The organism is Ruegeria sp. BB1, assembly GCF_056539465.1.
On record NZ_JBQFVB010000010.1, the window covers coordinates 101,950 to 117,222 of the forward strand.

Annotated in this window: 20 protein-coding genes; 18 read left to right on the forward strand and 2 right to left on the reverse strand. The window is 53.7% G+C overall.

Annotated elements, in window-relative coordinates:
* Positions 1–96: 96 nt before the first annotated feature.
* From ACR0AL_RS18220 to ACR0AL_RS18265, 10 genes are all read left to right on the forward strand, one after another.
* On the forward strand, positions 97–1,053 hold the full coding sequence (locus tag ACR0AL_RS18220; protein WP_174820559.1) for a catalase: 957 nt from the start codon (positions 97–99) through the stop codon (positions 1,051–1,053).
* 152 nt (positions 1,054–1,205) lie between these two features.
* Positions 1,206–2,102: a catalase gene (locus ACR0AL_RS18225; RefSeq protein ID WP_170351588.1), complete on the forward strand. Its 897-nt coding sequence runs from the start codon at positions 1,206–1,208 to the stop codon at positions 2,100–2,102.
* Between the two features lie 105 nt (positions 2,103–2,207).
* Positions 2,208–2,627, forward strand: a complete 420-nt coding sequence (locus tag ACR0AL_RS18230) for a group III truncated hemoglobin (protein WP_170362191.1) — start codon at positions 2,208–2,210, stop codon at positions 2,625–2,627.
* On the forward strand, positions 2,624–3,367 hold the full coding sequence (locus ACR0AL_RS18235) for a DUF2189 domain-containing protein (protein ID WP_480648824.1): 744 nt from the start codon (positions 2,624–2,626) through the stop codon (positions 3,365–3,367). The genes ACR0AL_RS18230 and ACR0AL_RS18235 overlap by 4 nt, the downstream gene beginning before the upstream one ends.
* Entirely contained in the window at positions 3,364–3,654 is a 291-nt protein-coding gene (locus tag ACR0AL_RS18240) for a TehB-like domain-containing protein (RefSeq protein WP_170362189.1), read from the forward strand. Before ACR0AL_RS18235 ends, ACR0AL_RS18240 begins: the two co-directional genes overlap by 4 nt.
* Entirely contained in the window at positions 3,644–5,266 is a 1,623-nt protein-coding gene (gene ccoN / locus ACR0AL_RS18245) for a cytochrome-c oxidase, cbb3-type subunit I (protein WP_480664138.1), read from the forward strand. The genes ACR0AL_RS18240 and ccoN overlap by 11 nt, the downstream gene beginning before the upstream one ends.
* A gap of 6 nt (positions 5,267–5,272) precedes the next feature.
* Entirely contained in the window at positions 5,273–6,004 is a 732-nt protein-coding gene (gene ccoO / locus ACR0AL_RS18250; protein WP_480664140.1) for a cytochrome-c oxidase, cbb3-type subunit II, read from the forward strand.
* Positions 6,001–6,168 carry a cbb3-type cytochrome c oxidase subunit 3 gene (locus ACR0AL_RS18255; protein ID WP_170351576.1) on the forward strand — a complete coding sequence of 56 codons (168 nt, stop codon included), beginning with the start codon at positions 6,001–6,003 and terminating at the stop codon, positions 6,166–6,168. Before ccoO ends, ACR0AL_RS18255 begins: the two co-directional genes overlap by 4 nt.
* The gene (gene ccoP, locus ACR0AL_RS18260; protein ID WP_480664142.1) at positions 6,159–7,031 is read left to right on the forward strand and encodes a cytochrome-c oxidase, cbb3-type subunit III; all 873 of its coding nucleotides are present in this window, start codon (positions 6,159–6,161) and stop codon (positions 7,029–7,031) included. Before ACR0AL_RS18255 ends, ccoP begins: the two co-directional genes overlap by 10 nt.
* 25 nt (positions 7,032–7,056) lie before the next feature.
* Positions 7,057–7,182: a hypothetical protein gene (locus ACR0AL_RS18265; protein ID WP_264187355.1), complete on the forward strand. Its 126-nt coding sequence runs from the start codon at positions 7,057–7,059 to the stop codon at positions 7,180–7,182.
* 33 nt (positions 7,183–7,215) lie between these two features.
* On the opposite strand, the gene ACR0AL_RS18270 is transcribed toward ACR0AL_RS18265, so the two are convergent.
* Positions 7,216–7,680 (reverse strand): RrF2 family transcriptional regulator, encoded by a 465-nt coding sequence (locus ACR0AL_RS18270; protein WP_170347428.1) that lies wholly within the window; start codon positions 7,678–7,680, stop codon positions 7,216–7,218.
* 106 nt (positions 7,681–7,786) lie between these two features.
* On the opposite strand from ACR0AL_RS18270, the gene ACR0AL_RS18275 reads away from it, so the two are divergent.
* Genes ACR0AL_RS18275 through ACR0AL_RS18305 form a run of 7 tightly spaced genes read left to right on the forward strand, consistent with a single transcriptional unit; the run spans position 7,787 to position 12,681 of the window.
* A complete protein-coding gene (locus tag ACR0AL_RS18275; RefSeq protein WP_480664144.1) occupies positions 7,787–8,296 on the forward strand; it encodes a cupredoxin domain-containing protein in 510 nt (169 codons plus the stop codon).
* A complete protein-coding gene (locus ACR0AL_RS18280; RefSeq protein WP_480664146.1) occupies positions 8,297–9,757 on the forward strand; it encodes a cbb3-type cytochrome c oxidase subunit I in 1,461 nt (486 codons plus the stop codon).
* Positions 9,757–10,356 carry an SCO family protein gene (locus tag ACR0AL_RS18285; protein WP_170578253.1) on the forward strand — a complete coding sequence of 200 codons (600 nt, stop codon included), beginning with the start codon at positions 9,757–9,759 and terminating at the stop codon, positions 10,354–10,356. The genes ACR0AL_RS18280 and ACR0AL_RS18285 overlap by 1 nt, the downstream gene beginning before the upstream one ends.
* Entirely contained in the window at positions 10,353–10,913 is a 561-nt protein-coding gene (locus ACR0AL_RS18290) for a hypothetical protein (RefSeq protein WP_480664148.1), read from the forward strand. Before ACR0AL_RS18285 ends, ACR0AL_RS18290 begins: the two co-directional genes overlap by 4 nt.
* A gap of 6 nt (positions 10,914–10,919) precedes the next feature.
* Positions 10,920–11,735 carry a formate/nitrite transporter family protein gene (locus ACR0AL_RS18295; RefSeq protein WP_425082637.1) on the forward strand — a complete coding sequence of 272 codons (816 nt, stop codon included), beginning with the start codon at positions 10,920–10,922 and terminating at the stop codon, positions 11,733–11,735.
* 13 nt (positions 11,736–11,748) lie between these two features.
* Positions 11,749–12,276, forward strand: a complete 528-nt coding sequence (locus ACR0AL_RS18300) for a hypothetical protein (RefSeq protein WP_480664150.1) — start codon at positions 11,749–11,751, stop codon at positions 12,274–12,276.
* Between the two features lie 39 nt (positions 12,277–12,315).
* Entirely contained in the window at positions 12,316–12,681 is a 366-nt protein-coding gene (locus ACR0AL_RS18305) for a c-type cytochrome (protein WP_480664152.1), read from the forward strand.
* Positions 12,682–12,766: 85 nt separating this feature from the next.
* On the opposite strand, the gene ACR0AL_RS18310 is transcribed toward ACR0AL_RS18305, so the two are convergent.
* Complete coding sequence (locus ACR0AL_RS18310; protein ID WP_480664154.1) at positions 12,767–13,711, reverse strand: hydrogen peroxide-inducible genes activator; 945 nt, start codon at positions 13,709–13,711, stop codon at positions 12,767–12,769.
* Positions 13,712–13,807: 96 nt separating this feature from the next.
* Here ACR0AL_RS18310 and ACR0AL_RS18315 point away from each other — a divergent pair, with 96 nt between their 5' ends.
* Positions 13,808–15,268, forward strand: a complete 1,461-nt coding sequence (locus ACR0AL_RS18315; protein ID WP_480648805.1) for a catalase — start codon at positions 13,808–13,810, stop codon at positions 15,266–15,268.
* Positions 15,269–15,273 lie beyond the last annotated feature (5 nt).

Genomic DNA, 15,273 nt, shown 5'->3' on the forward strand with positions numbered 1-15,273 from the left:
TTTGATTTCGGGCACCTTTTAGCATCTGAAGTTTTTACTTGCAAATAATTAGGAAGCTAAATATTTGCTAGCAAATAAATGAAAATGGAGGATGTAATGATCAGACGCAGCATTATAGCTATTGGCATTTCTGTGGTGGCGACACCTGCCGTCGCAGAAGGTGACTTTGACTTTGAGAAGGGTTTCGCTGCCTTCGAAGACTTGTTTGGTGTGACTGAAGGTAAACGCCGCAATCACACCAAAGGATTTTGCGTTGAGGGCACGCTTACACCCTTAGACGAGACGATTGAAACGTACTCCAACAGCACTTTGTTCACTAGTGAATCTTCGGTTATTGCTCGGGTGTCCCACAAGGGTGGTAAGGCGAATCCAGCAGACGACAAATACGGGCTACTTGGGCTATCGATGGAGATCACGACGCCGGATGATGACCTGCACGTGATTGCCATGAACACGGAACACTTCTTTCCGGTGCCGACGAGCAAAGCGTTCATCGAACTTTTGCGTTCCAAGGCTGCTGGAGCGGACGCAACCAAGGCGTTTGCTGCCGCTAATCCTTCATTGAAGACTTACAGCGAGTATCATGGCGCGTTGGATAAATCGCTTCGACCCCATGAGGGTACAACCTACTACAGCGTGAATTCTTTCCTCCTTGTAAATGACGGGGGTCAAGAAACTGCGATGCGATTCTATTTCCGCCCATCGGGGCAGGAGGATATCGTTGTTGACACTCACCCCGACTTCTTCATTGAAAACATGCAGGCCAATATCGCCAACGGGGGCGTGTCCTGGGACATGGTTATCGTTCTGGCTAACGCTGATGACAATGTCGAAGATCCCTCTGTTCAGTGGACCGGCGATCACACAGAAATCGTTGCTGCGCGTTTCACAGCGAATGCTGCGATGACTGAGGCTGACGGGCAGTGTGACGAGATCAACTTTGACCCGCTGATCTTGAGCGAAGGCTTTGCGCCATCCAATGATCCCATGTTGAAAGCACGATCGTTGATCTACGCACATGGTGTGGGAAAACGGCTGTCTGAAAAAGAATAACTTCGGATTCACTGAATCAGCGGATCAATCGATTTCCTGTGATGCTCTGCGCTGCCGGAAATACGAATTCTCAATGAGCAAAATGCATGGGCAATAAAGCCATCTCAAAGAGGGTTTCCCGGCCTGTTCGATAACTGATCAAGGAGGACGTCATGTCACAGGCAGTAAAACTGATCGACGCATTGAATGGAACGTTTGGCCGTCACAATGGCTATCGCGCGTCACACGCAAAGGGGTTTGCAGCACAGGGGCGTTTCTGTCCTGCTGCGGAGGAGCCGAGAGTTCAAATCCCGATGTTGAACAATGAATGCAAGGCTACGGCGCGCTTCTCCGTTGGGGGTGGAAAACCGGGCATCAGTGACAAAAGCCCTACGGTGCGCGGGATTGGGCTGGAGATCGGAAAAGGATCAGACTCTTGGGTTCTGACGTTAATTTCGAACCCGGTTTTCTTTGCCAACTCTGCTGCACAATTCCGGGCTTTTCTTGCCGCTCGTATTCCTGATCCGGACACCGGTGCCCCGGATCCGAAGTTGGTAGAAGCCTTTAATGAGGCAAACCCCAACACGGTGCCACACCAACAATATCTGAAGTCTGTTGCGCCCTGCCGTTGTTATTCGTCTGAACAATACCACTCTGGTCATGCTTATCGGTTTGATTGGAGTGGAAGGGAAATCTCTGCCCGAATTCTGCTGGAGCCGGAGGGTGGGCGTTTGGCATTGAGCAAGGAAGAGGTGGAAACCCTCTCGGATGATTTCCTTCATGACAGGTTCCTGGAAAAGCTCTGCGATGGTCCCGCCCGTTGGTCGTTGAAGTTGGTGATCGCGAACGCCGCTGACAATGTGTCTGATCCGACTGTGCCTTGGAGTGGGACACATACCATGGTTGATCTTGGGACAATTCAGGTTGAGCTACCTGATGATCGTTCTGAAAGCACCAAAAAGGTGTTCGACCCAACCCGGATGCCTGAAGGAGTTAGGGCACCCCTGGATGATGTTTTTTCCCTGCGAAGTGGAGCTTACGCGGAATCTGCGGCAAGACGATCCGTCTGAGAGGCGGGTTGAGTATCTGTGGGGTACCAGCGCCCTCCTTAATAGGTATTGACAATACCTATTAAGGAGGGCAAAAAACGGGAGCCCGAAATGGAGTAGATTCTGATGACAGCTGCGATGGTTGCCAAACCACAGATGTTTGAAATTTCCGCTGAGGAAATTGAGATATTGGTTTGCCGGTTTTACGCGCAGATAAGGGTACATCCTGTATTGGGGCCCGTGTTCAATGAGGCCATTCAGGATTGGAAAGCGCACGAAGAAAAGATCGCATCGTTCTGGCGCGGCGCGATCCTCAGGGAGCCCGGGTATTCCGGAAATCCAATGCAGGCTCATCTGGCGAATTCAGACATCCTTCCCGAGCATTTTCCCTTGTGGCTCGATCTGTTTGGCGAAACGGCACATCAGGTTCTGCAGCCAGATACCGCTCAAGCTTTTACTCATTTGACCAACCGGATCGGTAAAGGTTTGACCTTTGGGATCGAGAACTTTCGTCGCGAGGTGGGTGCCCCGCCGGTGTTGTCATGACCATATCGGTATATTCAAAAGCGCAGGTCATTACCGAGCCGCCAATCCAAGTCGTGAAACGTTGGTTGCGAGCGGGATGGCGCGATTTCAGAGCGAACCTTGAGTATTCGATATGTTACGGCATTGCGCTTGTTCTGTTGGGATGGGCATGTGTCGCGGGTCTTGTGTTTAGCGGTCAAGGTTGGGTTCTGCTGCCACTTTTGGCTGGTGGCGTGCTTGTTGGACCCATTGCCACCGTTGGTTTGTATTCGATCGCCAGCGGTGACACTGGACCAGCTGTCGCGAAAGGGCAGATTGCTCTGGTCGGCGCGATCCTCATGGTGTTTGCCCTGACTTGGATACGTGCCGCGACAGTCATGTTCGCCATTGTATATGGTCTGCGCCCGTTCTCTGGCTTCGCTGACACTCTGCTGCGGATGATCAGCACACCGTCGGGCTGGGCTTTATTAATCTCTGGATCTTTGATCGGCGGATTGTTTGCATCGTTGGGGTTCGCTGTCTCAGCCTTTTCGCTTCCGATGCTTGTAGACCGCAAGATTGATGGCTTCTCAGCCATGGGGCTGAGTTTTAATGCCACCACTCACAATTTTCGTCTTTGCCTGTATTGGGGCAGTGCGATTACCGCGCTGACTTTGTTGGGGATTTTAACGGGCCTGCTAGGGCTGGCCGTAGTTTTCCCTTTGCTGGGATACTCAACCTGGCATGCCTATGCAGAGCTTTTCCATGGAGACGCACAATGACAGAAGCCCTTCCAGAAGGCGTGGTGCACTATGCGACTTCGCAATTCACTCACGAAACTCTGCCAGAAAAATTGCGCAAGAATCACAGCACGAAAGCCGGTGTCTGGGGCCAATTGGCGGTGCAATCTGGCCAGCTGTTGCTGCGTCGGGACAACAAAGAAGACCTGGTGTTAGCTGCGGATGAAACGGCGGTCTTTGCGCCCCAGGAAATTCACTCTGTGAACCCCATGGGAGAGGTCGCATTGGAAGTGCGTTTCCACCGGCAGGAGCGGCCAGATGCTGAATAACAATACTGTCGAAAACGTTTTGGTCCTGTGTGCTCTTGTCATTGTTCTGATCGGCGGAGTGGCCATTCTTGGTTGGGGTGTACCTCTCGCCTATGTGCTGCATGGCTGGATGATCGCCATCTTCGCCGGTTGGGGGTTGATCTGGATGATCACCCGAATGAGTGAAGAAATCCGGGACATCCCGCTTGAGTATAATGACAAGGTCACGCGTTTCGGTGTCATAGCTGCGCTATTTTGGGCCTTGGTTGGTTTTACCGTCGGAGACATTCTAGCTTGGCAACTGGCCTTTCCGGCATTGAACGGGGATATTTTCTGGTCGAACTTTGGCCGGTTGCGTCCGGTACATACGTCTGCGGTAATCTTCGGATTTGGCGGCAATGCCCTTATCGCAACTTCGTTCTACGTGGTGCAGCGCACCTCGCGGGCAAGACTGGCCAGTGAATCGCTGCCTTGGATGGTCTTTTGGGGCTATAACCTTTTCATGGTCCTTGCGGCGACCGGCTACCCCTTGGGGATTACCCAATCCAAGGAATATGCGGAACCGGAATGGTACGCGGATCTTTTGTTGCTGGTTGTATGGGTAGGGTACCTCGCGCTTTACCTAAAGACCCTTTCGCGTCGGGCAGAGCCGCATATCTATGTGGCCAACTGGTACTATCTGGCTTTCATTGTCGTCATCGCGATTCTGCACACGGTGAACAACCTCTCGGTGCCCGTCTCCATCGCTTACCCCAAAAGCTACTCGCTTTCTTCCGGGACACAGGATGCCATGACTCAGTGGTGGTACGGGCATAACGCGGTTGGTTTCCTGCTTACGGCAGGGTTCTTAGGGATGCTCTATTACTTTCTGCCCAAAGCGGTGAACCGACCGATCTATTCATACCGCATGTCGATTGTGGGGTTCTGGGGGATCACTTTTCTCTACCTTTGGGCCGGATCGCATCACCTGCATTATACAGCCCTGCCTGATTGGGTTCAGTACCTTGGTATGACCATGTCGATCATTTTGCTGGTTCCCAGCTGGGCCTCTGTGTTCAACGGCATTCTTACGATCAACGGGGCTTGGGATAAAGTTCGGACGGACCCGGCGGTCCGGTTCATGATGGTCGCAATTCTGTTCTATGGGCTGTCGACATTTGAAGGTTCGTTCATGGCGATCCGCCCGGTAAACTCGCTAAGCCACTATACCGACTGGACGGTTGGGCACGTTCATGCCGGCGCGTTGGGTTGGGTCGCTTTCATCACCTTTGGTGCCTTGTACAAACTGGTGCCCTGGATATGGAAGCGGGACGGCGTATATTCCTTGCGGCTGGAGGCCTGGCACTTCTGGCTCGCCCTGAGCGGAACGCTGATTTACGTCGGCGCGATGTGGAACAGCGGCATCACGCAATCGCTGATGTGGCAGACCTATGATGCGGACGGCGCTTTCCTCTATTCCTTCCTCGACAGTGTGATCGCGATGCATCCTTACTATGTCGCCCGCGCGATTGGGGGGCTGTTGTATCTGATCGGAGCCTGCATCGGTGCATACAATATTTACATGACTGTAAGTGGGCCGAAGAAGGCCCAAACCCGGGAAGCCGGACCATTGGTCCAGCTGCCAGCGGAGTAAGTCCCAATGAGCACTCAGCACCAAAAACTCGAACGCCATTCACTTGGGTTTGCAATGGCAATCCTGATGGTTGCATCGATCGGTGGCATTGTCGAAATCGCGCCGTTGTTCACGATCGAAAACACAGTGGAAAAGGTCGAAGGCATGCGGCCCTACACGCCGCTGGAACTTGCCGGGCGCGATATCTATGTACGCGAGGGCTGCTATGCCTGCCACAGCCAGATGATCCGCACCCTGCGGTCGGACATCGAACGCTATGGACATTACAGTCTGGCTGCCGAAAGCATGTATGACCATCCGTTTCAATGGGGCTCGAAACGTACAGGGCCGGACTTGGCGCGCATTGGTGGCAAATACTCTGACGCATGGCATGTGGCGCATTTGGAGGCGCCGCGAGACCTCGTCGAGGGGTCAATCATGCCGGGATATGCGTATTTGTCCGAGACGCGTCTTGCGACTGGACATTTACCTGCCTCGCTGAAAGCCCTCAGCCGGGCTGGTGTGCCCTATACGGACACCCAGATCGAAAACGCCGAAAAGGACGCCGCATGGCAGGCGGATGCTGAGCAGTACTTTGAAGGAGAGTTGCAGGCAAGTTACGGTGAAAACGTTCAGGTTCGGGATTATGACGGGCAACCGGGCAGGCTGACGGAAATGGATGCCCTTGTAGCCTATCTTCAGGTTCTTGGCACATTGGCCGATCTGGATTCGTTAAACCTTGAGGAGGTTCAGCGATGACACATGATACGGTTCTCGTATTCTCCAAGACTTGGGGCGCAATCTACCTGCTGGCCGTCTTTTTAGCTGCAGCTGTTTGGACCTATTGGCCCTCGCGCCGGAAGGTTTACGACGATGCCGCCCAATCCCCACTCGACAGCCGGGAGGATCAGCCATGTCGATGAAGGAAAAGGATCCCGTTTCCGGCACCGATCTGACTGGCCACGAATGGGACGGTATCAAAGAGTTGGATACACCTGTTCCCTGGGCTGCCCGATGGGCGCTTTGGATCAGTATCATCATAGCAGCGCTGTATTGGGTGTTTTACCCATCTTTCCCGAGTGTGCGTTACTACGCGAAGGGGATGCTTGGCTATTCCTCGCGTGCAGAAGTTGCGACGGCACTTCAACAGGCGGATGCGAGTCGAGAAATGACATTCGCGCCTTTCGCGTCCGGGGATATCGAGAAACTGGCCGCCGATCCGACGCTTGAGGCGCGATATGGCGGGTCGATTTCCAAGCTTTACGCCGACAACTGTGCGGCTTGTCACCGGAATGATCTGAAAGGGCAGGCTGGCTTTCCCAACCTGGTGGACCGTCATTGGCTATGGTCAGGCACGCCGGAAGAGATAGAGGCGACCATTCGATATGGAATCAATGCGCAGCATGACGATACACGGATCGCACAGATGCTTGCCTTTGGTGCGGATGGCATGATCGAAAATCAACAGGTTGAGGAAGTCACGGAATTTGTCTTGTTCCTCTCTGGACAGCAGCATGATGCGACGGCGGCCGAAGCCGGTAAATTGGTTTTTGAAGAAAACTGCGCGGCCTGCCACGGAGATGACGGCCGCGGGGGCTACGAGATCGGCGCGCCAGATTTGGGCGATGAAAGTTGGATCTATGGGGGCGACCGGGACGCCATCTATCACAGCATCCATTTTGGCCGACGGGGGGTGATGCCGGCGTGGGACGGACGTTTGAGTGACGCTCAGATCCGAATGCTGACACTGTACTTACTCTGGAATGCAGAAGATGTACCAAGCTGAAGAGAATCCACGATTCCGAAGGGCAATGTATCTGATGATAATGGTCCTGTTGGCCGGCTACATCGGGTTCAAGGCATGGCACCTGTCGATGGCATTCGAGGCCTGGGAAGGGCAGGCGATTGAGGGTGCCGTGCCTGGTGCAGCTAAATGAAAATCGTTGTTTTATACGATTTCAATTTGCGTATTAATGATCTGAAGCCAGCGCATGACTAACTTCTAGCGCTCGGATCAGGTTTTTCATTCCGCGATTTCCTTCCAAAACATCCTGCAATGTCTTGCTGTCCAAGGCAGTAAAAAAAGCCTCCTGAGCTTCGGTTAGGATTGGCAGCAACCCACAGGCAGGCGTCATCACACAACAGCCGCCGTCTTCTTTCATACACTCAACCAAAGGGGTGCCGCGTTCGGATTTTCGCAGCAGGCCGCCAATCGAGATCGCATTGGGAGGCAAGGCCATTCGCATTCCTCCGTTGCGTCCACGAACGGATTCTACGTAGCCCTCGTGTGTGAGCCACTGGGAGATCTTGGCCAGGTGATTGAAGGGCAAGTTTTGCATCGCCGCAATCTCGCGGGTCGACATCAACCCCTCTTCGTGGGTGGCAAGATGGATCAGGATGCGCAAGGCATAGTCGGAAAACTTGGTAATTTGCATAGTTATATCTCTCATAAAAAATAGGCTTTGAAAATGCCTATTTTGTTGACATCTTTTTCCGGTCTTTATAATAGGTATTTAAAATGCTTAATAAAGGAGATGGCTCATGCAACCTGTTGTACTTTTGATCTCGCTGATCCTGATGGCAGCGCTGTCACTTGTCTTCTGGAAGACCGCGCGCGCCTCGAACGGGGCGGAAGCAGGACCCAATGCCAACTCGAAGCGTGCGGGCTTGATCTGGGCAATGACGATTGTTGGAGTAATCGTGGCAGTCGGTTCATTGCGACCATGGCCGCACGCTTTGGCCAGTACAGACGATGCCATCACCGTTTCCATCACCAGCGGGCAGTGGTGGTGGGATATCGACACAGTTGAGATCCCTTCTGGAACGCCCATCAATTTTAGCGCCACGACCGAAGATGTTACCCACGGATTGGGCATTTACACTTCAGACCTCCGCCTTCTGACGCAGGTCCAAGTGATCCCCGGTTACACAACCGAAGTTTCTTACACGTTCGATGAACCCGGCACTTACCAAGTCCTGTGCATGGAGTTCTGCGGGGTGGCGCATCAGGACATGGTCAACGAATTCGAAGTCGTCGCGGTGGAGGAATAAATGAGCGCTGTATCTGAACTTGTCGCGGAAAAATCAGTCGTCACTGAACCCCAGGCTGAGGCAGTCAAGCTTACCATGATCCTCTCAGGCGCGGTCTTTGCCTTGATGATGGTCTTTGGTCTGATCATGCGTGCTGCGCAGGGCCAATGGATCGAAGTGGATCCGGCTTTGTTTTACCAGTTGCTGACGGCCCATGGCGCCGGAATGGTTGGTACAGCTGCACTGTCTGGCGCCGCAATCATGTGGTATTTTTGCGGGCGTCATATCGTTCTGACGGCTGGAATCTTTTGGGCTTTCCTTGCTTTGTTTCTGCTGGGCGTCGTCCTGATCTTCGGCTCGATCTTCATCGGCGGATATGGCGGCGCATGGACATTCCTGTTTCCCTTGCCTGCGATGTCAGGCGGAGCGTGGGAAGCGGGCGCGGCTGCTGCGTTCATGCTTGGATATGTTTCGATCGGCGTTGGCTTTCTGCTGTATTATCTGGAGCTCGGTCGTCAGATTCATGCCCGTTATGGCAGCCTTTTGCGCGCCCTGGGCTGGAACCTGATCCTAGGGCGAGAGGATAAAAATCCTCCGCCGCCAACAATCATCGCGGCGGCGGCCGTGACTATTTTCAATTCGATCGGGATAATCCTAGGTGCCGCGGTGTTGGTGGCGAGCCTTGTCCACCTGCTGGTGCCGGGTTTTGAAGTAAACGCGCTGTTGGCCAAGAACCTGATCTATTTCTTTGGCCACGTTTTCATCAATGCCTCAATCTACATGGCCGTCACTGCGGTGTATGAAATCCTGCCGGAATACACCGGCAAACCGTGGAAATCGAACCGTCTGTTTGCGATTGCCTGGAATGCAGTTCTGATCTTCGTGATGGCTGTTTACTGGCACCATCTGCTTCAGGATGTGGTGATGCCACCCTGGATGCTGGTGGTCGGGCAACTGGTCTCATACTTCAGCGGCATTCCCCTCATCGCGGTCACAGCATTCTCTACGTTCCTCTATGTGCGAGGTTCGAAAATGACCTGGGATCTGACGTCCTCACTGCTGGTTCTGTCCGTGGCAGGCTGGTCGGTCGGCTCAATCCCCGCGTCAATCGACGGGATGATCAGTGTGAACAAAGTGATGCACAATACAATGTGGGTCCCGGGGCATTTCCACACCTATCTGCTGCTGGGCGAAGTGGCGATGGCCTTTGGGTTCATGGCCTGGCTGGTCCGAGGCAAAACCATCGCCCAGATGAGCGGGTTGGACCGGGTCGCTTTTGTGACCTACCTCGCAGGCGCCGCTGGGTTTGTGACAGTGTTTCTCTGCTCTGGCGCGGCTTCAATCCCGCGTCGCTGGGCAGTGCACTACGAAGAATGGCTGACCCATGACCGTATTGGCACCTTGTTCGGCGTGCTGGTCGTATTGGGAACATTGCTCTTTGTTCTGCGCTTTGTGCTGCGTCTTGGGCGGAGTGACAGCTGATGATTGCGCGCGCTCTTCCCTCGGTTCTGGTCGCGAGCATCGGCTTGGGAACTCTCTGGCATGCCACAGATGGAGGGCAGGCTTTCACCAGCGAAGCCGCTCGGAGATTGGACGTGGTGCGCGCACCACGCCCAGTTCCAGCCCTGCAACTGGAAGACATGTCAGGTCAGTTGATGCCCCTGTTGCCGCAAGGGGAGGAGGTGGTTTTGGTCGAGTTCATCTACACCGTGTGCGGCGACATCTGCCAGATTGCAGGCGCAGACTTTGCCGAGATCCGAGATCAATTGGAACAGCGTGGAGAGCCCGTCCGGATGATCTCGGTCAGTTTTGATCCTAAGCGAGACACGCCCGAGCAGATGACGGTTTACGGGGAAGCCCATGAGGCGGACGGAAAAATGTGGACCGTCGCGCGGCCGAGGCCAGAAGAGTTGCCGGCATTGTTGAAGCTTTTTGACGTGACTGTCATTCCCGATGAATGGGGCGGGTTTCAGCACAATGCCGCAATCCATGTGATTGAAAGCGACGGCCGCTTTTCGGCGGTGTTTGACACCGATGCGATCGACGATGTTCTGACCCATTTGGAGGAGCGCAGCTCATGAAGTTGCTTGGTTTGGCCTTCCTGGCTTCTGCCGAGGCCGTTGCACTTCGCTATGCGGTTGTTGAAAGTCCGATCCAGCATACCTTGGTGCAGATGCCATTGCTGGTAATGGCCGGGGTGTTGTTGGCTTGGAACAGGCAGGTCCGGCGTGAATGGGCTGTTCCTTTGCTGCTTGTGGCTTTGACCGTCTTTCTGTTCTGGATGCTGCCAAGAAACGTTGATTGGGCTCTGACGCCGACAGGGGAAATTGCCAAATATCTGAGCTTGCCTTTGCTGTTGGGGGCACCGCTGAGGCTGTCCTGGCCCTGGCTGGGCCCGGTGCTTCGCGGATTTCTGAAGGCGAATGCGCTGTCGATGCTGGGTGTGCTGGGTTTTCTGTATACGCATGCGCCGGTCAGGATTTGCAACTCCTACCTGGTCTCGGCTCAGAAGGATCTGGGCATGGCCTTTCTCTACCTCGCGGCATGCTTGGCCTGTCTCTGGGCTATCCCGATCCTGTTTGGAAATCCAAGTGGCCAAAGGTCGAACGCGACCGGCTGCGCAAGCTGTGGAGTGTAATACGAAATGACCTATGCTGACACAGTCATTGGGTTCGCAGAACTGGCGCAAGAGAAAGGCGTCAACCTGCGTGCAGATCCAATTGCCTTTCTGATCCTCGCTTTAAAAGCCGGGGCGTTTGTTGGGGCGGGCATCTTGCTGATCTTTTCTGTTGGGCAGGGTGCGGATCCATCCATCCGTCCCATCGTCATGGGGGCCAGCTTCGGTATCGCCTTGACCCTTGTGGTTTTTGCAGGGGCCGAGCTGTTCACTGGTCACACCATGTACATGACGCACGGATTGCTGGCCAAAAGTACTGCTTGGTGGGATGTGCTGCGCTGCTGGTTGGTCAGTTGGGCAGGAAATCTGATCGGGGCCATATTGCTGGCGTTGCTGTTCGTCGCAGGCGGTGGTGGACTTATCTTAGGGGCAGGCGAAGAGGCTTTGCTTTATAAGGTGGCCATCAAGAAGATGCACGGCACCGAGTTGGAGCTGTTCGCCAAAGCGATCCTGTGCAATTGGCTGGTATGTCTTGCCTTGTGGTGTTCGGCGCGCGCAAAAGACGACGTTACAAAATGCATCGTCATCTTCTGGTGTCTTTATGCATTTATTGCTGCGGGGTTTGAACACAGCGTTGCGAACATGACCGTGTTTTCACTGGCGCTGATTTCAGATCACCCCGACAGCATCACCCTGGCCGGAGCCGCCCACAATTTGACGTATGTCACCTTGGGCAACGCATTCGCCGGTGCCGGGATCATGGGCTACGGCTACTGGCGAGCGGCTTCTAAACCCACGGTCAGGGGCGCCGCAACACACGCGTCAACCAAACACCCTGTCTAGTGAGGGCGCGATCATGAGCGTGACACAACCTGTCAAAATCTCTGTCTCAAAAAACCGACTGTCCCATGCCGAGCCTCTTTTTGAGGCCGCCCGCATTGCACTGATTGCGACTATCTCTGTTTGGATGGGCGCCGCAGTTGGCGGTAACTTGATAGCGGTTCCGGCCAAGTTCCAAGCCCCGTCATTGACATTGCTGGTCGCCTTGGACGTTGGGCGGATGCAATTCCTGTGGATTGGCGTATTCGAGGCGTTTTGCACGCTACTGATTGCAGTTCTTCTTCTGTCGTTCCGGCAGAAACCGTCGTTGTCATTAATTGTCGCGCTCTGCGTGTTCGGATTTCAAAGGCTTTGGCTCCTTCCTTTGCTGAACGCGCGGACGCTTTTGATCATCGCGGGTCAACCAGTCGAGGACAGTTCATTGCATCTGCTCTACGTCGCGTCTGAATTTCTGAAGATCGGTTTTCTTTTTTGGGCTGGCATTCGGGAAATGAGAAGCCTGTTCCGAAAAGCAAGACCGACTGCAGTTTCGGTCCAAACCTGAATTCTCAACTATCTGCAATCAAAAGGAAGGGATGATCTCATGCGAGGTAATCTTGTGGCTGTAACAATAGCGCTGGCGGGTGCTCAAAGCGTTGCCGCAGAAGGCGACGCGGCGGCAGGCGAAAAAGTTTTCAAAAAATGTGCCGCATGTCATGCAGTTGACGAAGGTAAGAAAAAAGTGGGCCCAACGATGTTTGGTGTTTGGGGCCGAGAAGCTGGCGCTGTTGATGGTTACAAATACTCAACAGCGATGGGGGAAGCCGGATTTGTTTGGGATGAAGAACACTTATCCGGGTTCCTAGCGTCTCCCAAAAAGTACCTCCCGGGCACGAAGATGTCCTTTCCCGGAATAAAGAAACCGGAGCAAATCTCAGACCTGCTGGCCTATCTAGAATCCCTGCAGTGAAAGACCAACGGCGTTTCTTTGATGATGACTTGCACGCTTGCCCTCAAAGAAACGCTAAATTGCCTTCTCCGTGGTTGGTCAGGCTCTAAGCTTTTCCGTTCAAATACCGCGCCATTTCCGGGGCAGCCATAAGGGTCTGAATGAAAGTCCCGAAATGTTCAAGCGATCCCGTGCGTGGGTCACTGTCGCGCCATGCCAGCCTGATAGAACGGCCAAACACCCCATCCGCAATGGGATGTGTTGTTGCTAGGCCGCCGAAACGATCGGGGCCACTCACAGACAATGCCGGAAAAAGCGCGCAACCCTCTCCCAGCGCGACCATTTGCCGGAGCATCTCAAGACTGCTGGCCACTCTTTGTCCTGGTCGGTCAATCCGGTCGCAAAACGCAACGGTCTGATCCCGTAGACAGTGTTCTTGAGAAAGTAGAACGAGCTGTGAGGATAAAACCTTGGACCAACGAACCTTTTCATTGGGTTTGAGATCCAGATCCTTGGGGCAGGCAAAAACAAATGGTTCATGAAACAGCTCAAGCGCACTTAGTGCAGGCTGTTTCGGGTTAGTTGCGATCAGCGCAGCGTCCAGCGCCCGATTGGTAAGCATCTCTTCTAGAACATGCGTGGGTTCTTCGAATAGTGACAGTCTTAACTTGGGATAAGCCGATTTGAGAGACTTTAAGATGAGCGGGAGCAGGTATGGCCCAAGCGTTGGAAGCACTCCAAATTTTAGTTTACCTTCCAGATTGTCACTCAGGCTCAGCGACAATTCCAACAGTTCTCGAGCCTCTGTCAGAAGGGTTTCTGCTTTTTGTAGAACTATCCGGCCATTTTGGGTCAAAGAGACATGCCGTCCCTGACGTTCGAAAATCGAGAATCCAAGTCGGGCCTCTAGCTTCAATACCTGTTGGCTGATTGCAGGTTGTGAAACCCCACAGATATCAGCTGCTCGGCCAAAATGACCTTCTTCGGCAATGCTTTGAATATACTCAAGATTTCTGAGTGAAAGACCGGCAACCGAGGTTCTTCTTGCCATGCATCACCTCTGATTATCGATCGGATAATTTATATAAGTTGGAGTAATTTGGCGGTTTTCGGTTTTGTCCTGCCAATACCAACTCAGGAGATTGACATGACCAGCAAACCGAAACTGACCACCGCATTTGGCGCGCCAGTGCCCGACAACCAAAACACTCTGACGGCGGGGCCGCGTGGTCCTGCGCTGCTTCAGGATGTTTGGTTTCTCGAGAAGATGGCTCATTTTGATCGCGAAGTGATCCCCGAACGCCGGATGCATGCCAAAGGGTCCGGCGCTTACGGTATATTCACTGTGACCCACGACATCACCCGCTATACACGCGCCAAATTGTTCTCTGATATTGGTAAGAAGACGGATCTTTTCCTGCGCTTCTCGACCGTTGCAGGGGAACGCGGCGCAGCGGACGCGGAACGGGACATTCGCGGCTTTGCAGTCAAGTTTTACACCGAGGAAGGTAACTGGGATCTGGTGGGCAATAACACTCCAGTGTTTTTCCTTCGCGACCCATTGAAGTTTCCCGATCTTAACCACGCGGTCAAACGCGATCCGCGGACCAACATGCGCAGTGCGGATAACAACTGGGACTTCTGGACCAGCCTTCCCGAAGCTTTGCTTCAGGTGACGATTGTTATGTCTGATCGCGGCATTCCCGCAACCTACCGGCACATGCACGGCTTTGGCAGCCACACATTTAGCTTTATCAATTCGGACAGCGAACGGTTCTGGGTCAAATTCCATTTCAAAACCCAGCAGGGGATCAAAAACCTTACCGACGAAGAAGCCGCGCAAATCATCTCTGGTGACCGTGAAAGCCATCAGCGTGATCTTTATGATGCTATCGAAGACGGTGATTTTCCCAAATGGGTGCTCTACGTCCAAGTCATGCCAGAAAAGGATGCGGGTACATACCACCTCAACCCATTTGATCTGACCAAGGTATGGCCGCATGGGGACTATCCGCTGATTGAGGTTGGCGAGCTGGAATTGAACCGCAACCCCGAGAACTACTTTGCCGAAGTGGAACAGGCGGCCTTTGCGCCTTCTACAATTGTACCTGGTATCAGCTTTTCGCCGGACAAAATGTTGCAGGGACGTCTGTTTTCCTATGGCGACACTCAGCGGTATCGGTTGGGTGTCAACCATTCCCAGATCCCGGTGAATGCGCCGCGTTGCCCGTATCATTCCTACCATCGTGATGGAGCGATGAGGGTCGACGGCAATGCCGGATCTCGGATTGGCTATGAACCCAATATGCATGGCGAATGGTCCGAGCAACCGGATTTCTCTGAACCACCTTTGTCCATCGAAGGTGCTGCGGATCATTGGAACCACCGCGAGGATGATGACTATTTCTCGCAAGCCGGTGATTTGTTCCGCCTGATGACGCCGGAGCAGCAAAAAGTGTTGTTCGCAAACACTGCCCGCGCGATTGGCGCTGCAAGGAAGGAGATTCAGATCCGTCACATATCGAACTGTCTCAAGGCCGATCCTGGTTATGGTGCCGGTGTGGCAAGCGCGCTTGGTTTGAGCATCGAGCGTGTAGACCGGGCATAAAAACA